This window comes from Acetobacter fabarum (assembly GCF_022483405.1).
Classification (GTDB): domain Bacteria; phylum Pseudomonadota; class Alphaproteobacteria; order Acetobacterales; family Acetobacteraceae; genus Acetobacter; species Acetobacter fabarum.
Map to the genome: position 1 here is coordinate 598,630 of NZ_JAKVNI010000001.1, position 18,871 is coordinate 617,500.

Sequence of the window (18,871 nt, forward strand, 5' to 3'; positions counted from 1 at the left end):
GGCTGGTCATGAAAATAGACGCCCGCGGCACTGCCCGTGTTCTCAACGACCCCGGAGCGTGGCGCGTGATCCTGCTCCATGGGGAAGATACGGGGCTGATCCGCGAACGGGCCTTACAGGCCACGCACCGGCTGGCTGGCACGCTGGACGACCCCTTCCGCATAGCCCTGCTGGACCGCGAAACCCACAACAGACTGGAAGAGGAAGCCACGGCTCTCTCCCTTATGGGCGGCCGCCGGGTTGTGCGTGTGCGAGATGCCTCGGACACGCTGCTCAAACCCGTAGAGCATGTTCTGGCCCAGAACACGGACACACTGGTTATACTGGAAGCTCCGGGCCTTGCCTCCCGCTCCAAGCTGCGCCAGCTCATGGAAAAACTGCCCGTATGCGCCAGCATTGGCTGCTACCCCGAAGAAGGGCGTAATCTGGAATCCTCCATTACCCAGATGCTGGGCGCCCACCATGTACAAATTGATAGCGATGCCCTGCACTGGCTGGCAGGCCGCTTGGGGGCGGACCGCGCGGCAGCCCGCAGCGAGGTGGAAAAACTGGCCCTTTACGCGGGGGACACCGGCACTCTGGCGCTGGAGGACGTGCGCGCCTGCATTGGCGATGCCGGAAGCGTATCGGTTGAAGATGCAGCCTTTGCCGCAACAGAGGGCAACCGGACAGAAACCGATACCGCGCTCGAGCGTGCACTGGCCGAAGGCACTGCCCCCATTGCCATTATCCGTGCTTTTATGGGCCACATGCACCGCCTGCGCAGGGTACGGGCCGCCATGGCGGCGGGGCAGAGCCGGAGTGACGCACTTAAAACCCTGCGTCCCCCCGTGTTTTTCAAGCGTACGGCCAGTTTTAGCCGTGCGTTGGAGTTCTGGTCCTTACCAGCGTTAAGCAAAGAGCTGGCAGAGCTACAGGCACTGGAGCTGGCCTGCAAGCAGACCGGGGCCCCCGACCTGCTGCTCTGCCGCCGCCACATTGCAACATTGGCAGCCCGCGCAGCGCTGTACAGCCGCCGCTAGCGCCTGCTTTTCCCCTTGTCCGCTCAGGGGGCATTCAGTATACAAAAGCGGTGTGTCCGCGTAGCTCAGTAGGATAGAGCACAGGATTCCTATTTAATTGGGCACCATAACTGGAAACATTATGGTGAATCCGCTCAAAGTCGGGGAACGCTACGGCCTGCAAGGGCCTTGCCAATCCCGAGCCAAGCCGTTCCACAGGAACGGAAGGTGTAGAGACTGGACGGGCGGTGCCTAAAGGCCTGTTGTTTACAGGTCTATGGTAAAGGGACAGTCCAGCCCACAAACGCTTCGGCAACGCAGCGGCAGTGAAAGCTGTAGTGGGATGAATCCTGGGGCCGTGGGTTCGAATCCCGCCGCGGACACCAACACACACTCCCCTTTTCCCGGTCAGCCTGCATGCCCCTGTGCGTTATGCTTTGATCAACGCACGTGCCCTGCCGCATGGCGGGGTGCATACTGCGACCACCCGCAAAGTAATGTTTGGCATTAAATAACAAGTTATAAAATACTAAACAAAATACATTTGAAAATATCGTCACAAAAAAGTTATTCTTCCATTCCACCTTGCCGGGTAAAAGAAATAATGCTCTAAAAAAGTCCATTATATCTTAGTCATAGAATGTTTGAGACCATCCAGCATTCTGAAAGGTGACACATGAAACGTGTAGCTGAAAGAATATTGTGTTGCTCTCTTATTTTATTCACAAGTGGCTGTTATAGTATTGGAAGCTATAAGCTCGGAAAAGATCAGGACCAGTATGCAAGTTCCATGATCGAAGCCAGTAAACGGCAGACACTCTCCAACCTTGTGCGCCTGCGTTATGCAGATACACCCGGATTTTTGGACACAACACAGCTTATTTCAGGCTACCAGTTGCAGCGCAGTGGTTTTCTTGGTGTTGCATCAGACACTTTTCCCATTCGCCCCAACGGGGGCATAGCCGCACAGTTGCAGGAAAGCCCGACCTTTACCTTTCAGCCCGTAACGGGTGATGCCTACGCCCATAATTTTTTACGCCCGCTGCCCCCCGCCAGCCTTTTGCCGCTGGCCATGGGCGGGTTGCCTATAGATGTCCTGTTGCGGCTGTCCGTGCAGTCCATTGATCTTTTCAGTAATAACCGGCCATTTTCACGCAATGCGGGGGATATTGATGCCGAGGTTGATGCCCATAGTGCAGATTTTTTCAGCCTTCTGCATGACCTGCGTCTTTTACAGGCAGCGGGCCTGCTGAACATTCAGCTCCAGCAGGCATCTGGCACAAATGGTAAAGAAATTGAAAACAGCCGTGTTTTCATGAGTATTTCATCAACAGCAGACCCAAACCTTGCAGCCATTGCGGAAAAAACCAAAAAACAGCTTAACTTTTCGCCCAAATCTGAGCGGATGGAAGTTGTATATGGTGTTGGTGCCCCCAGTCCGGGGCAAATCAAAATGCTGACCAGAAGCATGCTGAGTATTCTTGGCCAGATCGCCTACCAGATTCAAATTCCTGATGATGAGGTTTCCTCCGGTAATACCCGCAAATCCGTTGATGTGGCGGGCAATAATGGGGCCAAACCCCTGATGAATGTACATTCGGGGCACAAGCAGCCTGATAACGCGTTTGTATCCATTCTGTACGACCATTATTATTACTGGATTGATCGCGGGGATTTTGAAAGCAAACTGGCGTTTACAATTACCCAGATGCTTCTGGAACTGTCCAAAACAACCCTGAACCCCGGAGCCGTGGTGACCATTCCTGTCAACAAATGACAGGACACCCTGCCCTAACATCCACAAAATAAATCCATTTTTCTTCAGTTTTTTACAAAACAGGAAAAATCTGCATGACCTCCAGCACTCCTTGCGATCAGCCTGTGCGTTCGCTTATCAGCACCACACTGGCAACTCCTGCCCTGCGCGCGGACCGGTGGCTTCTGGTCCTTGATCTGGCTCGCAAATGGTCCACGACCAATGCGGCAGATATTAAAAAAAGTCTTTCCAGTTCATTGGAAAAACTGGATGAGGTTGAGCGGTTTTTTGCCTATCCGGGCGCACAGCTGCTTGAGCGGCTGAAAAGCTGCCTGAGTGATGACGACAACAAGGCCTTCCTGCGCCTTGCCCAGCGTATTTCCACCACCATTGTCTCGCGCAAATACCACCGCGATGCCTCTGCGTGGAACATGGATGACCATGATGATGAACCCCTTAACCGCCTGCCGCAGGCCATAACGCACCTGAAAAGCACACCTTATTTTGAGGTCCTGAGCGTGGTGCCCCATGCCCGCTCGCGCTGGCCGCTTATTCAGGAAGAAGCACGCGGTGTGCGCCGTGCGGAAGACGACTTTATTTACCAGCCGGTTATTGTGGGCAACGCACAGGACGCCCTGACAGGGATTTTGCTGAACCCCGATATTGGGGCCGTAGTCCTTTACGAAGGGTTTACCGCGCAAAGCCTGACCGAAAACCCGCTTCTGGCGGCTTTTCAGAGTGTGATCGACTTCTCGACCATTGGGGACGACGAAACACTGGTGTTGCAGCTTGCGCAGGCCATTAAAAAAATCCGTCCGGAAATGGACATCTACCTGCTGAGCGACAGAAATATCGAAACACTGGCAGGCAAGCCCGAGAGCCGGTTTTTCAACCGTATTTTCTACCAGATGGAAGAACCTCTGGAACTGCACCTGTCCATTCTGGAAGGCATACGCAACCGGTATAAAACGCCGTTTTTTGACAACCTCAAACGCTATGCCCAGCGCCCCATTGCCACGTTCCATGCCCTGCCCATAGCCCGCGGCAAGTCGGTCTTTACGTCCAACTGGATCAGCGACATGGGCGAGTTTTACGGCCCCAACCTGTTTTTGGCCGAAAGCTCCGCCACCACCGGCGGGCTGGACAGCCTGCTGGAGCCGACAGGTAATATCAAGGATGCGCAGGCCATGGCGGCGCAGGCCTTTGGGGCCGACCACGCCTTTTTTGTAACCAACGGCACGTCCACCAGCAACAAGATGGTGCTTCAGGCCCTGCTGGCACCGGGCGACATTGTTATTCTGGACCGCAACTGCCACAAATCCCACCATTACGGGTGCGTGCTGGCAGGCGCACAGCCTTATTATGTGGAAGCCTTCCCGCTGGTGGAATACTCCATGTATGGGGGTGTGCCGCTGCGCACGATCAAGCAGGCCCTGCTGGCCCTTAAAGCGCATGGTGATCTGGCCCGTGTAAAAATGGTGGACCTGACCAACTGCACGTTTGACGGCCATGTGTACGACACCCGCCGGGTTATGGAAGAATGCCTTGCCATTAAACCCGACCTGATCTTTTTGTGGGACGAGGCCTGGTTTGGCTTTGCCCACTGGTCACCCCTGCTGCGCCAGCGCACGGCCATGGGCGCCGCTGCGGCCCTGACCGAATCCCTCACCCGGCCAGAGGCCCAGCAGGCATGGGACAAGCAGGCCAGCACACTGGGCAACGCCCCTGATGATGAAACCCTGCTGAACACACGCCTTGTACCCGACCCGCGTGCGGTGCGGCTGCGGGTGTACCAGACCAACTCGGTGCATAAATCCATGTCCGCGTTGCGGCAGGGCTCCATTGTGCTGGTCAAGGATGTGGACTTCGAACATGTGGAGTCCCAGTTCCATGAGGCCGTGTTTACGCACGCCTCCACCAGCCCCAACCTCCAGATTATTGCATCACTGGATATTGCGCGCCGCCAGATGCAGCTTGAAGGTTACGGGCTGGTCAGCAACGCCTTGCAGATCGCACTGGAAATTCGCAAACAGGTCAACAGCCACAAGCTGATTTCCAAATACTTCCGGGTGCTCAACAGTGCGGAAATGATCCCCGGAGCGTTCCGCCAGTCCGGGCTGACGGATTACAATGACCCCAGCATAAGCTGGGACAAGGCTCTACAGTCCATCAAGACCGATGAGTTCCTGCTTGACCCCACACGCATGACCCTGTCCTGCGGGGCGGCGGGCTTTGACGGCACGACATTCAAGAACACTCTGGCCGACAAGTTCAATATCCAGCTCAACAAAACGTCACGCAACAGCGTTCTGCTTCAGTCCAACATCAACAACACCCGCTCCGACATTGCCCTGCTGATCCGGGTTCTGGTGGACATTGCCACCGACATTGACAAAAAAATTGCCGATAACGACGAAGGGTATCAGAAAACGTTTGAAAACAGGGTGCACGCGCTGGTGGATGACCTGCCCGAGCTGCCCAACTTCAGTCATTTTGATGACCGCTACCGCGACCAGCCCAAAGACCCCACCCTGCACGGGGACATCCGCCGCGCGTTTTATGATGCGTATAATGAAGCCGAGTGCGAATACATACCGCTCGATAGCCCAGAAATTGCCAAACGCCTGCAATCTGGTCCGGCTCTTGTTTCCGCCAACTTTGTTATTCCCTACCCTCCGGGTTTTCCCATCATGGTGCCGGGGCAGGTTATTACGCAGGGCATTGTGGATTTCATGCGCAAGCTGGATGTGAAGGAAATCCACGGCTTTAACAAAGCTCTGGGCCTCAAGCTGCTCAAGCGTGTTCCCGGCAAAAACAAAGGCTGATCCCCCCTAACCTGCCCGCTCCCGCACCTTACGTGCGGGAGCATGGTTTTTGCACAGGCTCTGCAAGGCGCACTTGCGGGTAAAGGAGCTTACACATGACAGTGCACTGGATTGCAGAGACGCTACGCGCCTCTCCGGAGCTGGCAATCTTTCTGACACTGGCGATCGGCTTCTGGATCGGGTCGCTCAAGTTCGGCAGTTTCAGCCTTGGGGCCGTTACGGGCACGCTGCTGGCCGGGGTGCTGGTCGGGCAGTTGGGCATTGCCATTTCGCCCCAAGTTAAATCCGTCTTTTTTATCATGTTCCTGTTTGCCGTAGGCTTTGGTGTTGGCCCGCAATTTGTGCGCGGCATTGCCAATGACGGTTTGCCACAGGCTATTTTTGCCATCATCATTTCCGCCCTGTGTCTGGTGTGTGTGTATGTGGCGGCTATTGTCTCGGGCTATGGGCCGGGTATGGCGGAAGGGCTTTTGGCCGGTTCGCAAACCATTTCCGCCTCCATTGGTCTGGCGACCGATGCCATCAACCGTAGCGGGCTACCAACAGAGCAGATTCAGGCCGAACTGAACGCCATACCCGTTGCCTACGCGGTCACCTACCTGTTCGGCACGGTGGGCACGGGCTGGATGCTGGCATTTCTGGGGCCCAAGCTCCTGCGCATCAATCTGGCGCAGGAGTGTGAGCGCTATGAGCGCGAGATGAACATCCGCCCCATAAACGAGAATGCCGATACCGCATGGCACAACTATATTATTCGTGCTTACAGGCTGAAAACCACCGGCCTGATTGCCGGCAAAACCGTAGCGGAAGCAGAACAAGCGCAGGATACGCGCATTTTTCTTGAAAACCTGCGCCGGGACGGAAGGATTATTCCCTTCACGCCCACAACCCTGCTGCGTGAGGGCGATATTGTTGCCGTATCCGGCCCACATGATGCACTGGTTTACTGGTCCAACCATGCCGAAGAAGTGGCTGACCAGGAACTGATTGAAATACCGGTGGAAACGGTGGATGTGGTGGTTACCAGCAAGCAGCTTGGCGGCCAGCGCCTTGTTGACCTGTCCACCGCCCCGTATGCGCGTGGCATTTACATTAACGCCATCCGCCGTGGCTCCATGAATGTGGAAATACCCGTTCTCTCCCAGACGGCCATCAACCGTGGGGATATTATCAACATTACCGGCAGCCGCAGGCATGTGGCCGACGTAATCGCGAATGTGGGTTATGCCGACCGCCCAACCAATGCCACCAGCATGGTGCTGGTAGGGGGCGGTATTTTTGTAGGGGGGCTTCTGGGCTCGCTTGTGCTGCCTGTGGGCGGCGTGCCCATTACCCTGTCCTCCTCCGGTGGGGCGCTGATCGCGGGGCTGGTGCTGGGCTGGCTGCGTGGTGTTACCCCAAAGCTGGGGAGCGTGCCTTCGGCCTCCGTATGGTTCATGAACACGGTGGGCCTGAACATCTTTATTGCGGTTGTAGGCATTTCTGCCGGTCCAACCTTTATCAAGGGGTTGCAGGAGGCCGGGATTAGCGTGTTTTTCTGGGGTGTGTTTGCCAGCGCCATGCCCATGCTGCTTGCCCCGCTTATTGGCAAATACATCTTCCGCTTTGACCCCGCGATCAATCTGGGGTGCTGTGGGGGCGCGCGCACCAGCACCGCCTCGGTTGCAATGGTGGCCGACGTGGCCAAAAGCAACGTGCCCATGCTGGGCTACACAGTGCCTTACGCGGTCAGCAACACCTTGCTGACCATGTGGGGACTGGTCATAGTACTCCTGCTTGCCTGAGCATATTACCCCCATACCGCGCCGCACATAATACGGCGCGGCACAGGCGGGCGCGCTTTGTGCGCGCCAATCTTTTTGTGTCTGGCTGGTCCATATTGGCCCCCATACGGGCAGAGCACCCCCTTACCGGCCAGACACCTCCCCCCGATAAAACAAAGCTCGCGCAAGCACGCAGCCCTTGCGCGCGCACCTGCCCGTGCATCGCCCGAAGTTGAGTTGCCCCCGCCGGGCCGATGGGGGCAGCGTGCCTTACCTTGTAAAAGCCCGGGAAATCCTTTTTATAAGTGCGCCACAAAATACTTAATTTAAATATGAATTAACGGAATAATCGCATGCCCTCGGCCCCGCAACCGGTTCCTTCCCCCACGCACAAACCCGCCATAACCAACCAGAACGCCTATGTTGTCGCGTGGTTTTTGTGCCTGGTGTTTTACTGGTTGCAGTATTCCACCCGCTCTGCCCCCAGCGTGATGGTGGGCGAGCTTGTGTCCGCCTTTGGGCTGACAACCGTCGGGCTGGGCTCCCTGCTGGGACTTTACTATTACACCTATTCCCTGTGCTCCATTGTCTCGGGTGCCGCGGTGGACAGATGGGGGGCCAAATACACCATTTCCTTTGGGGCACTGGTGCTGGCAACGGGCACATGCCTGTTTGGCTGGGGCAATGAGTGGATGGCGGGTCTGGGCCGGCTGATGCAGGGTGCGGGCTCGGCCTTTGCGTTTGTCGGGGCCGTGTACCTTGCCGCGCGTGGCTTTTCCAAACAGCATCTGGCAACTGCCGTGGGGGTTACCCAATGCGCGGGCATGATGGGGGGTGCCATGGGCCAGTCTACCGTGGCATGGCTGATCCATGGTGTGCTCAACTGGCATTTTTTCTGGATTGATACAGGCGGGCTAATTGCCCTTGTGGCCGTGTTCATTTTTTTCCTGACCCCGGGCGAGCACAAGAGTGCCACCGCAGCGCACCACCCGGCAGGGTCCATGTTCGCGCCTTACAGGAGCGTGCTCTCCAACCCGCAATCCTATTTGTGCGGGTTGTGTTCTGGCCTGCTGTTTTTGCCAACAACCGTTGGCAGCATGACATGGGGCATAACCTTTTTAACCCAGAGCTGGCACATTGGGTACCATGAGGCCGTGATGCGTGCCGCCATGGTGCCGGTTGGCTGGATGGTGGGCTGCCCAGCCCTTGGCTACCTGACCGACCGCATAGGCCGCCGCAAACCCGTGCTGCTGGGTGGCATTGTGGTTATGGCGCTGACAGTTGCTGCCATTATTTACCTGCCAGGCAACACATTCCCCCCTTATGTTCTGGCCTTTATGCTGGGTGTGTCCTCCGGTGCCGCCATGATCCCCTATTCCATTATCAAGGAGGTCAACGCCGACGAGGTAAAAGGCAGTGCAACCGGAGCCATTAATTTTCTGGTGTTTGTCATGAGCGCCATTGCCTCCCCCCTGTTTGCAGCCTTTTTGCAGCATCTGGGCCACGGGCAGGCTTTGACTGGCGTGCAGTTTTCGCAGGCGTTCAGCTTTGGGCTGGCGGGTATTGTGCTGGCAGGGGTGCTGACCTTTTTCCTGCATGAAACGGGGCCACGCCGCCGCACCAGCCGCTAGGGCTGCCTGCGCAGGCGCTGGTTGGTGCGCTCCATCAGGTCCGCTCCGTAGGGGGCGGGCATGAAGGGCAGAAGTTTCTGCATGGCCATAAAACACGCATCAAACCCGGTTTCGAGCGTTTGGCAAAAAAACGCCTGTGCGGCTGGAATATCGCCTGCCTGCAAGGCCAGCCGGGCCATGTTCAGCGCCCCCCAGCAATCCCCCGCCTCTGCCGCCGCCATGTAATACTGGCGGGCCACGGCTATGCTGGGCGGGTTATTATCCTCATGCAAAAGTCCAATCATGTTCAGGGCTTTTGCAACACCGGCCTGCGCTGCCCTCACGTAAAGTGCATAAGCCCGCTCCACGTCACGCGGCAGGCCATGCCCTGCCATGTACAGATCCGCCATATTAAAAAACGCCCAGCCGTAATTCTGCTGTGCGGCCATTTCAAAATACTGCATGGCCAAAAGCGGATTGGGGGTTACTCCCCAGCCCCGCTCATAGGCACGGCCAAGCATGTTCAGGGCCGGGGCAGAGCCACTTCTGGCAGCAACTTCAATCATACTGAAGGCCGCCTGCATCTGCCCACGGTCCAGATAAATCTGTGCCAGCACAAGCTGCCCCATAGCGGGGGAGGACGGAGCTCCCCCACCCGCGGGCCTTATGGTAGCCGGCACCAGGGGCCTGCCGGGGGTATTCACCCCAGCACGTGGCACACCCCCAGCACCCTGACCTGCACGTTCTGGCATAGGGTTAGAACGTAACACCAACGTTGCCAATAAAGGTGCGCCCGGCAGCCGGCACAGCCCGACTCCCCGAGAAGGACGACGCGTAGTTCAGGTGATTGGTAATGTTGTTGGCATTGAACGAAACACGATAATGCCTGTATTCCCATGACAACATCCCGTTAAAATTGAAGTTGTGCGGCATGCGTGCGGTATTGGTCGTATCCGGGCCAGCCCAGTAACCTGATGCATACTGCACCCCGCCCCCAACCTTGAGGTCACCCCAGTTCGGATTAAGGAGTGCGCGGGACAGGTCGTACGAACTCCAGACCGACATGGTGTTATGCGGCACCTGCGGTGCGGTTTTGCCATTGGAAGTTGCGCTGTGGGTCACCTTGCCATCCATATAGGAGTAGGATGCAAAAACCTGCCAGTCGTCAGTAATCTTTCCGGTTGCGCTCAGTTCAACACCACGGATACGGCGACCACTCCCGGCATCCCCGAAGCCGGTCGTCAGATCCCCATTGACGTCGGTGTACTGGGAGTTGTTTTCACTGATCTGGAAAAAGGCCAGTGTTGTCCCAAGTTTTTTGTTCAGGAAGTCTGCCTTGCTGCCAAACTCGAACAGGTCACTCCGCTGGGGGGAAAGATCAACCCCCTTTTGCGCCACGTCATGCGTGGTGGCCCTGAGCGTGACCTGAGAGGACACATCCGTGCCAACCGGCTTATACGAGCGGGCAAATGTGAAGTAGAATGAAGCAATTTTGAAAGGTGAATACACAATACTGCCCGATGGGCTCCAGCGGTCGGACTTCTGCTCCGCACGGCCATTCGCCTGTGTGGCGCGGGAATAGTACGTGCTGGCAAAGGAATCCCACCGCCCGGTGCCAAACAGGGCAAGCTGTTTGGTCAACTGGATTTTATCGGCAATAAACAGGCCAAGATCACGCGCATTGGCGTTGCCATACCCTGCATCGGGGAAGCGGAGCGTTGTGCCGCTGGCCTGATATTGCGGGTTGCGAATGCTCTGGTCGTTGCTGCGGTTGGCATAACTGCCCGGCCAGCGGGAATCGCTTGTATAGTTTATATCCACCCCGGCTTTAAGGTCATGTTTGACAAAACCGGTGTTAAAGCGTGCCCGCCCCATAAACACGTTCTGTACCCCCCAGCCCTGCTGGCGGTAAGCAGCACCGCCACCCGCACCATAAGGCAGGGTCGGGTTGCCCCCATTAAGGAACGCCGTTGCGCAGGCCCCACTACAGGCGGCGGGGGTGGTGGCGGCATAGTCACGCTCGTACAGACTAAGCCGCGTATCGTTGCTGATGGTCAACCAGCTGTTGACCTCGGATTTCAGCACCGATGTAATGGTATGAATATTGGACTGGTCGCGGTCAAAACTGCGGGTGTAGCTGGTATTGCGCGGCAGGCCGTACTGGGTAATCGGGCGGTAAATGCCGTTTACCTGCAACATGCTAACCCCGTAATCCGGGTTGCTGTCACTCCCCAGCCACTGCCATGTCAGATGCCACGAGGTTTTGCTGCGCAGGCCAACACCAAAATCCACCGCGGCACCATAGCGGTTGGCGCTGACGTTATTCCGGTCCACAATATCCTGCCGGTTGAACATGCCGTTCACCCGAATGGCCATGTCATTATTGATCTGGTAGTTGATGTCCCCTTCCCCGCGGAAGAGGGGGCCGCTACCAAAAGACTGGTCATAGCTAAAGGACTTGCCCAGATGGGCGTGCTTCTGGGTCTGGTTGATCACCCCGCCCACATTGCCCGCGCCAAAATACTCACCCGACGGCCCTTTGATGACCTCTACACTCTCGGTATTGAACATATCGCGCGTGTAGGTGCCAAAATCGCGCAGGCCATCGGTGTACATATCACCCCGCGCCTGCAAACCCCGGATGCGGAACTGGTCACCGTTAAGCCCGCCTGCGCCCTCACCGGTAGACATGGTAATGCCCGGCACGTTGCTAAGGGCCTGGTCCAGTGTAAAGGCACGCTGCTGCTTGATCAGCTCCTGAGGGACAACACTGATCGTTTGCGGCGTATCCCGCACACTATCTGGCATTCTGGAAATATTGAGTATCTGACTGTTGGTATTGCCAGACTGGTATCCGTTCTGGTCATCCTGCGTGGCGTGGCCACCAACACGCACGGCTGGCAGTTTGATGGCATGATCAGACGAGGATGGCTCCGCCCCACCTGGCAGGTCCTGTGCCTCGGCCTCCCCTGCGGCAAAACCAAACCCCACCGAAACACCAATGGCCATGGCGGTGCGCAATGTTTTGCCCTGTGCTGGAGGCCGCTGTGAGTAACCCATGCACTATACTCCCCGTTCCGCCCTTGGGATGAGACGGAACGCTTTCAGAATCTGATTGAAACACACCGCCACATAATTTTAATCAGGTCTGATATGCAAATGATTATCAATAACGATAATTGCCTTGATATGATGATTGTGTTAAATTTACCACAACCAATACATACCAATCTGGTGCTGTTTTTTTGGTTCCCCCTTACATAATCAGGCTAAATGCAAAACGCCATTTTTTGGACCAGACGGCCTAATTCTGGATTTTTCCAATTTGATAAAGATTCTCACTTGCAATTAAAATCGCGTTTAGGCATTGCTCAGGCACCGCGCGAGGCCTCATCCGCTCAGGGGTGAGCTGCGCAAAAACCATAGTCCCGGTACGCTCGGGGACAGAAAAAACGCCATAACTACAGAAAATAAAAGGCGTTTTCCCCTTACTGCCAATATCTGGATTGTTACTGAACAGGTAGGAACCATGCCCTCTGCCCCGCAACTTTCGCAGAATTTTTCCCCGTGGGAGATGTTCCTTGGCGCAGGCCCCATTGTGCAGGGCGTTATGGTCATTCTGATACTGGCCAGCCTGCTCAGCTGGACAGTACTGCTCGCCAAATCCATCGAGCTCATCCGCACGAAAAAAGGCCTGACACAGGCTGAAACCATTCTGGAAGAAGCCGACACGCTGGACGGGGCCGAAGCCCATACGCGCGACTGCCGCATTGCCCACACGCTGGTTATGGCAGCCGAAACAGAGCGTGCCCGCTCGCAGGATATTCCTGACGATACGGAAGGGCTGAAAGAACGCATTGTTCTGCACCTTGAACGGCTGGAAGCGACAGAAAGCCGCCGCCTGCTGCGTGGCACCGGCCTGCTGGCCACCATAGGGGCAACTTCCCCTTTTGTGGGGCTGTTTGGCACGGTCTGGGGGATCATGACATCCTTTACCGGCATTGCCGCCAGCAAGGCCACCAGTCTGGCTGTGGTGGCACCCGGCATTGCAGAAGCCCTGCTGGCAACAGCTCTGGGGCTGGTTGCGGCCATTCCCGCCGTTGTTATTTACAACCATCTGGCCCGCCAGTCGGCCGCATGCCGGGCACAGGTGGGGGATATTGCCTCCCTTGTCATGCGTCTGGTCTCGCGCGATCTGGGGCGGATGCAAAGCCTGCTGGACAAGGGCCGCGTGGTGCGCTTTGGCAGCCGCGCGACCGGCGCAGAATAAAAGGGAGCCACAGCCATGGCCATCCGCCTGCGCCATACAGATGACACCCTCCATGAGGCGCACGAGATTAACGTCACCCCGTTTATTGATGTCATGCTTGTTCTGCTGATCATTTTTATGGTCACGACCCCGCTGACAACCGTAAACGTACCCGTGGACCTGCCATCGTCCACACAGCAGCCCGCCCCCCGGCCAGACAACCCTGTGTTTGTCACCATAAAAGCCGACCAGACCCTGGCTGTAGGGGAGAACAGCGTTGCCCAGAACGACCTGCCCACCGCCCTGAATACCGCAGCAAACGGGAACAAGGACGAGCGGATTTTTTTGCGCGCTGACAAAACCGTGGATTACGCAACCCTTATGAGCGTCATGGACAAGCTGCGCACGGCCGGGTTCCTCAAGGTGGCTCTGGTCAACCTGCAAGGGCAGGAAGAAGGCGCACAGGTTCCATGAGCGCCTCGGCTTCCCCCCTCCCATTCTCTTTCCACCACTGGAAGGCCGAGCGGCTACGCAGGGAGCAGCGCCGCGAGGCACGGTTATGGGGGGTTTCCCTTCTAGGGGTCAGCGCCATTGGCGGGGGTGTTCTTGGCTGGCTCCTGCTGCTGCCAGCACCCACCGCTCCTATGCAGGATGCGGCTCCCCCCGCTATTGCCATGGACCTAGCACCCAGCCCGCTCTCCATCCCCGCCCCCCCGACAGATGCACCACCGGGGCCGCAGCAGACCCTCTCCCAGCCCGATCCGGCACCCGAGCTGCCGCCGGAAGTTTCCGCCCCGCCAGCACCGGCCCCCAACCCGCCGGTGCCCGTGCCGATGCCGGAAAAACTCCACAAGATTGTTAAAAAACACACACCTGCACCACGCCTGCCCACACCCGCCCCAGACCTGCGCAAAACAGCGGAACAAACCACCGCCCCACCAGCCTTTGCGGCGGCCCCGGCCAGCACGCAGGCAGCCCCCCCGCCCGGGCTGGCCTCTGCCCAGAACACGCACGAGCCTGCCACATGGCAGGGCCTGCTACTGGGCCGGCTGGAAAAATACAAACGCTACCCCGCGCAGGCACAGGCCAACGCTCAACAGGGCACAGCACTGCTGACTTTTACCATGGACCGCAAAGGCCGCGTGCTGTCCGCCAGACTGGCGGGCAGTTCCGGCCATGCCCTGCTGGATGCCGAAACACTGGCCCTTGTCCACAGGGCAGAACCCCTGCCCAGCCCGCCAGAAAGTGTACAGGGTGAGCGGATTACCCTGACCGTTCCCGTAGAGTTTGACCTCAAACAGAATAGTGACTGAAACCAGCCGCCGGGGCGGGAGTTACCAGACAGGAGCAGCTTTGCGCCACACAGGGCGCAAACGCCACGCCGCCCACATGGCAGCGCACCCAAAACGCGACATAAAAGGAAAACCGTTATGGCTTTTGAACTGCCAGCTCTTCCCTTTTCCTATAACGCCCTTGCTGGCAAAGGCATGTGCCAGGAAACTCTGGAACTGCACCACGACAAGCACCATCAGGCCTATGTTACGGCGCTCAATGGCTTTGTGGACAGCAAACCGGAGCTACAGGGCAAATCACTTGAGAAGATTATTCTGGCTGCCAAAGGCAAGGCCGATCTGGCTCCGGTGTTTAACAACGCGGGGCAGCACTGGAACCATATCCTGTTCTGGAACAATCTCTCCCCCAATGGTGGTGCCATTCCCGGCGCGCTGGAAGCAAAAATAAAGCAGGATCTGGGGAGTATCGAAGCATTTAAGGAAGACTTCAAAAAAGCCGCCATCTCGCAGTTCGGGTCAGGTTGGGCATGGCTGGTGCTGACCCCGTCGGGCAAGCTGGCCGTAACCAAAACCGCCAACGGCTCCAACCCGCTGGCCGAAGGGCAGGGGCAGGCCCTGCTGGGGCTGGATGTGTGGGAACACGCGTATTATCTGGATTTCCGCAACCGCCGCCCAGATTACATTACAAACTACCTCGACAAACTGGCCAATTATGAGTTTGCCGAAGCCCAGCTAAAAGCAGCCTGAACCTTCACCCACCTCTGGCGCAGGCTCACTCACCCACACGGTGTGCGGGCCTGCTCCAGTTCGGCCTTTAGGGTACTGACCAACTGGGCAGCGGGCATAGCTCTGGCCAATGGTGCGCCCTGCCCCGCCCAGTGCGCGCCAAACCCTGCTTCCCCCCCAGCTCTGGCTACGGTGTTCAGGGCTTTGGCGGCAGCGTAGGCAATAGGGTAAGCAGGCGGCAGAGGAGCATTTTCCTGCTCGAGCCAGGCGCTCAGGCGGTTAGCCAGCCCACGCGCGGGTCTGCCGGAAATACCCGTGATCAACCGGGTGTGGTATGCGGCTGGCCCCAGCAGCGCCTGCCGGTAAGCTTGGTCCGCGGCAGATTCGGGGCAAGCCACAAACGCCGTACCCATCTGGGCCGCCACGGCCCCCAGTTCCAGCACTGCGGCCACACCTGCGCCATCCATAACGCCACCAGCGGCCACCACAGGGCAACGCCCCTGACGGGCAAGGATACGCGTTAAGACAAACACTCCCAGAGCATCATCCGGGGCTTCGGCATCAAACACCCCTCTGTGGCCGCCTGCTTCCACACCTTGGGCAATTACGGCATCCATACCCGCCTTTTCGGCCAAGCGGGCTTCCGCCAGACTGGTCACGCTGGCCAGCAGAATGGCGCCAGTGCTGCGCAAAGCCTGCACTTTGGCTGGAGTCGGCAGACCAAAATGAAAACTGATGACCGGAGGCCTGAGCGCCAGCAACATGGCCAGCATATCCGGGTCATCTTCAAAACTGGTATAAGGTGCAGCCAATGCCGCTGGCGCGGATGCCCCATACTGTGCAAACAAAGGGCGTAGCCAATCCAGCCAGACGGCCTCCCGCTGCGGGTCGGGCTGTGGCGTGGCATGCACAAACAGGTTGACGTTAAAAGGCCGCTCGGTCCGTGCGCGCACCTGTTCAATCATGCCTCGTGCGCCAGCTGCATCCGTTGCGCCAAGCCCAATGGCCCCCAACGCCCCGGCATTGCTGACTGCGGCCGCCAGAGCTGGTGTGGAAACACCGGCCATAGGTGCCTGTAACACCGGAACACTCAGGCCAAGCTGGTCGATAAAAGACATATCTGCCCTCCTTTTGCCGCGCGCCGGGCCACTCCGGCTTATCCTGCGTAACCGCACCATAAGCACGGCCCAACAATCATCAGAAAAAAATCGATAGAATAATTACCTATGTATAAAATGTATGGGTTTTCTTTCTAAAACAGAAAAAACCCTGACCTGACCCGGCTCTGCATTATGAACATAGAGATTTTTTAACATAAATATGCCATAGGGCACACTGCAAAGCCCAACAGGCATATTAGCACCAGAAGGAAAGAGCCATGATGCTACGGAATAACACCGTAAAAACCGTTTTTCTTTTAAGCCTCGCTCTATTTGTCTCGCATCCGGCAAAAGCTGAAACCAGTATTATCGGGCTTGGCAATTTTTCTTGTGAAAAATATCTGAAGCTTCTGGATATCAACCCCCGCTCGGACGAAAAGTTCATGGCCTGGGCACAGGGGTATATTAGCGGGCTGAGCAACGATCTCTCTCAAAGCAACCCCAATTCCAATCCGAACGACTTTGTCAGCAACATGACGTACGGATCCGAGAAAATAAAACAGTCCTGTATCGAAAACCCGGAATCCAAGTTCTACACGGCCGTGGAAAGCGCCTTCCACGACATTGAAAAACATCAGGGCGCAGAATAATCACCGCGGGTGGTCCCTTTTCCCACCCCGACCGGCGCTGCGTTACTGACCTGCGGCTACCGCGCGCAGCGCTTTTCAACCTGACTCACACCCAGGGTACATTCCCCGTGAATAACCCTGTGGATAATGTGTATAAACCAAAACGGGAACGACTCCGCATATTCCTATACATGGCGGAAATCCGGTCCCATATCCCTTTTTCCACAAGCCTGCAGCCTGAGTGGCATAATCCCCCTGCCTATACCCCCCCCCGTCTAGATTTTTTCACGGTGATCTAGCTGCTGAGGCTGTGATGATTTTCCGTTTTTCCCGCCCTTTTCCGGCCACAAAAAAACCCGCCTCAAGTGGGCGGGTTCGTCGTGTCTTTTCAGACGTTTATGCGTGGTTGCGGGGGCAGGATTTGAACCTGCGGCCTTCAGGTTATGAGCCTGACGAGCTACCGGGCTGCTCCACCCCGCGGTTGAGAGAGTGCTGATTTTGTTTTGGCTTAGTTTTGTGAGGGTAGACTGGAAGACCTGGCGGCGACCGACTTTCCCGCGGCTTAAGCCGCAGTATCATAGGCGCTGGGGGTTTTCACGGCCGAGTTCGGGATGGGATCGGGTGGAACTCTCCCCGCCATGGCCACCAGGTCATCCAGACTACCCTGTAAGGGTGTGTGGATGCGGTTGGTGCGTTTTGGTGTTTTGTGTGTGACGTGGTTATGGATGATTTCTGTGCACGGGCTATCCGTAAGGATAGTGTGAGAGTGAGCCTATTGGGTGATTAGGACCAGTTAGCTGCACGTGTTACCACGCTTTCACATCTGGCCTATTAACGTGGTGGTCTACCACGACCCTCAGGGAGATCTAGTTTTGAGGTGGGTTTCCCGCTTAGATGCTTTCAGCGGTTATCCCGTCCATACTTAGCTACCCGGCTGTGCCGCTGGCGCGACAACCGGTGCACCAGAGGTATGTTCATCCCGGTCCTCTCGTACTAGGGACAAATCCTCTCAAATCTCCAACATCCACGGCAGATAGGGACCGAACTGTCTCACGACGTTCTAAACCCAGCTCACGTACCACTTTAATCGGCGAACAGCCGAACCCTTGGGACCTGCTCCAGCCCCAGGATGTGATGAGCCGACATCGAGGTGCCAAACCTCCCCGTCGATGTGGACTCTTGGGGGAGATCAGCCTGTTATCCCTAGAGTACCTTTTATCCGTTGAGCGATGGCCCTTCCACGCGGGACCACCGGATCACTATGGCCGACTTTCGTCTCTGCTCGAGCTGTCACTCTCGCAGTCAGGCGGGCTTATGCCATTGCACTCAACAGCCGGTTTCCGACCGGCCTGAGCCCACCATCGCGCGCCTCCGTTACACTTTGGGAGGCGACCGCCCCAGTCAAACTGCCCACCATACAGGGTCCCGGACCAGGCTTACTGGCCGCGGTTAGACATCAGAAAAATTCAGGGTGGTATTTCAAGGATGGCTCCACAAGAACTGGCGCCCCTGCTTCAAAGCCTCCCACCTATCCTACACAGAATGTCTCTGATGCCACTGTAAAGCTACAGTAAAGGTTCATAGGGTCTTTCCGTCTGACCGCGGATACCCCGCATCTTCACGGGGAATTCAATTTCGCTGAGCCGATGCTGGAGACAGCGGGGAAGTCGTTACGCCATTCGTGCAGGTCGGAACTTACCCGACAAGGAATTTCGCTACCTTAGGACCGTTATAGTTACGGCCGCCGTTTACCGGGGCTTCAATTCAGTGCTCTCACACCTCCTCTTAACCTTCCGGCACCGGGCAGGCGTCAGACCCTATACGTCGTCTTTCGACTTCGCAGAGTCCTGTGTTTTTACTAAACAGTCGCTACCCCCTGGTCTGTGCCACCCACAAATGGTTGCCCAAATGTGGGTCTCG

Annotated in this window: 13 protein-coding genes, 1 tRNA gene and 2 rRNA genes (1 of these 16 cut by a window edge); 10 read left to right on the plus strand and 6 right to left on the minus strand. The window is 57.0% G+C overall.

What is annotated here, in order from left to right; translation table 11 throughout:
* Positions 1–8 precede the first annotated feature (8 nt).
* The 5 genes from holA to LKE65_RS03025 all read left to right on the plus strand — a co-directional run bounded on the left by holA (position 9) and on the right by LKE65_RS03025 (position 8,976).
* Positions 9–1,022, plus strand: coding sequence for a DNA polymerase III subunit delta (holA, locus tag LKE65_RS03005; protein ID WP_278740402.1), 1,014 nt, complete (start codon positions 9–11; stop codon positions 1,020–1,022).
* 769 nt (positions 1,023–1,791) lie between these two features.
* Positions 1,792–2,778 carry a hypothetical protein gene (locus tag LKE65_RS03010; RefSeq protein ID WP_278740403.1) on the plus strand — a complete coding sequence of 329 codons (987 nt, stop codon included), beginning with the start codon at positions 1,792–1,794 and terminating at the stop codon, positions 2,776–2,778.
* A 74-nt stretch (positions 2,779–2,852) separates the two neighbouring features.
* Positions 2,853–5,582, plus strand: coding sequence for a beta-eliminating lyase-related protein (locus LKE65_RS03015; RefSeq protein WP_278740404.1), 2,730 nt, complete (start codon positions 2,853–2,855; stop codon positions 5,580–5,582).
* Positions 5,583–5,677: 95 nt separating this feature from the next.
* Positions 5,678–7,366 carry an aspartate-alanine antiporter gene (gene aspT / locus LKE65_RS03020; protein WP_278740405.1) on the plus strand — a complete coding sequence of 563 codons (1,689 nt, stop codon included), beginning with the start codon at positions 5,678–5,680 and terminating at the stop codon, positions 7,364–7,366.
* A 332-nt stretch (positions 7,367–7,698) separates the two neighbouring features.
* Complete coding sequence (locus LKE65_RS03025) at positions 7,699–8,976, plus strand: MFS transporter (protein WP_278740406.1); 1,278 nt, start codon at positions 7,699–7,701, stop codon at positions 8,974–8,976.
* Here LKE65_RS03025 and LKE65_RS03030 read toward each other — a convergent pair.
* Positions 8,973–9,635: a tetratricopeptide repeat protein gene (locus tag LKE65_RS03030; RefSeq protein WP_179290166.1), complete on the minus strand. Its 663-nt coding sequence runs from the start codon at positions 9,633–9,635 to the stop codon at positions 8,973–8,975. The genes LKE65_RS03025 and LKE65_RS03030 overlap by 4 nt on opposite strands.
* A gap of 76 nt (positions 9,636–9,711) precedes the next feature.
* Positions 9,712–12,015 (minus strand): TonB-dependent receptor, encoded by a 2,304-nt coding sequence (locus tag LKE65_RS03035; RefSeq protein WP_086647100.1) that lies wholly within the window; start codon positions 12,013–12,015, stop codon positions 9,712–9,714.
* Positions 12,016–12,484: 469 nt separating this feature from the next.
* Here LKE65_RS03035 and exbB point away from each other — a divergent pair, with 469 nt between their 5' ends.
* From exbB to LKE65_RS03055, 4 genes are all read left to right on the plus strand, one after another.
* Positions 12,485–13,225: a tonB-system energizer ExbB gene (gene exbB, locus LKE65_RS03040; RefSeq protein ID WP_278740409.1), complete on the plus strand. Its 741-nt coding sequence runs from the start codon at positions 12,485–12,487 to the stop codon at positions 13,223–13,225.
* A 15-nt stretch (positions 13,226–13,240) separates the two neighbouring features.
* Entirely contained in the window at positions 13,241–13,678 is a 438-nt protein-coding gene (gene exbD / locus LKE65_RS03045) for a TonB system transport protein ExbD (protein WP_278740411.1), read from the plus strand.
* A complete protein-coding gene (locus LKE65_RS03050; protein ID WP_278740413.1) occupies positions 13,675–14,517 on the plus strand; it encodes an energy transducer TonB family protein in 843 nt (280 codons plus the stop codon). Before exbD ends, LKE65_RS03050 begins: the two co-directional genes overlap by 4 nt.
* 117 nt (positions 14,518–14,634) lie before the next feature.
* A complete protein-coding gene (locus LKE65_RS03055) occupies positions 14,635–15,243 on the plus strand; it encodes a superoxide dismutase (RefSeq protein WP_278740414.1) in 609 nt (202 codons plus the stop codon).
* A 29-nt stretch (positions 15,244–15,272) separates the two neighbouring features.
* Here LKE65_RS03055 and LKE65_RS03060 read toward each other — a convergent pair whose 3' ends face one another.
* Positions 15,273–16,340 carry an NAD(P)H-dependent flavin oxidoreductase gene (locus tag LKE65_RS03060; protein WP_278740415.1) on the minus strand — a complete coding sequence of 356 codons (1,068 nt, stop codon included), beginning with the start codon at positions 16,338–16,340 and terminating at the stop codon, positions 15,273–15,275.
* A 260-nt stretch (positions 16,341–16,600) separates the two neighbouring features.
* On the opposite strand from LKE65_RS03060, the gene LKE65_RS03065 reads away from it, so the two are divergent.
* Positions 16,601–16,972 carry an HdeA/HdeB family chaperone gene (locus tag LKE65_RS03065; protein WP_086647105.1) on the plus strand — a complete coding sequence of 124 codons (372 nt, stop codon included), beginning with the start codon at positions 16,601–16,603 and terminating at the stop codon, positions 16,970–16,972.
* A 382-nt stretch (positions 16,973–17,354) separates the two neighbouring features.
* On the opposite strand, the gene LKE65_RS03070 is transcribed toward LKE65_RS03065, so the two are convergent.
* The 3 genes from LKE65_RS03070 to LKE65_RS03080 all read right to left on the minus strand — a co-directional run.
* Positions 17,355–17,431: transfer RNA gene (locus tag LKE65_RS03070), tRNA-Met, on the minus strand.
* A gap of 54 nt (positions 17,432–17,485) precedes the next feature.
* Positions 17,486–17,601: ribosomal RNA gene (gene rrf / locus LKE65_RS03075) — 5S ribosomal RNA — on the minus strand.
* Positions 17,602–17,713: 112 nt separating this feature from the next.
* Positions 17,714–18,871, minus strand: a 23S ribosomal RNA gene (locus tag LKE65_RS03080) (it continues 1,583 nt past the right edge of the window).

Excerpts from the sequence above, each read along its gene's own strand:
- holA (WP_278740402.1), top strand. The coding sequence starts at position 9 with ATGAAAATAGACGCCCGCGGCACTGCCCGTGTTCTCAACGACCCCGGA.
- LKE65_RS03010 (WP_278740403.1), top strand. The coding sequence starts at position 1,792 with ATGATCGAAGCCAGTAAACGGCAGACACTCTCCAACCTTGTGCGCCTG.
- LKE65_RS03015 (WP_278740404.1), top strand. The coding sequence starts at position 2,853 with ATGACCTCCAGCACTCCTTGCGATCAGCCTGTGCGTTCGCTTATCAGC.
- aspT (WP_278740405.1), top strand. The coding sequence starts at position 5,678 with ATGACAGTGCACTGGATTGCAGAGACGCTACGCGCCTCTCCGGAGCTG.
- LKE65_RS03025 (WP_278740406.1), top strand. The coding sequence starts at position 7,699 with ATGCCCTCGGCCCCGCAACCGGTTCCTTCCCCCACGCACAAACCCGCC.
- LKE65_RS03035 (WP_086647100.1), bottom strand. The coding sequence starts at position 12,015 with ATGGGTTACTCACAGCGGCCTCCAGCACAGGGCAAAACATTGCGCACC.
- exbB (WP_278740409.1), top strand. The coding sequence starts at position 12,485 with ATGCCCTCTGCCCCGCAACTTTCGCAGAATTTTTCCCCGTGGGAGATG.
- exbD (WP_278740411.1), top strand. The coding sequence starts at position 13,241 with ATGGCCATCCGCCTGCGCCATACAGATGACACCCTCCATGAGGCGCAC.
- LKE65_RS03050 (WP_278740413.1), top strand. The coding sequence starts at position 13,675 with ATGAGCGCCTCGGCTTCCCCCCTCCCATTCTCTTTCCACCACTGGAAG.
- LKE65_RS03055 (WP_278740414.1), top strand. The coding sequence starts at position 14,635 with ATGGCTTTTGAACTGCCAGCTCTTCCCTTTTCCTATAACGCCCTTGCT.
- LKE65_RS03060 (WP_278740415.1), bottom strand. The coding sequence starts at position 16,340 with ATGTCTTTTATCGACCAGCTTGGCCTGAGTGTTCCGGTGTTACAGGCA.
- LKE65_RS03065 (WP_086647105.1), top strand. The coding sequence starts at position 16,601 with ATGATGCTACGGAATAACACCGTAAAAACCGTTTTTCTTTTAAGCCTC.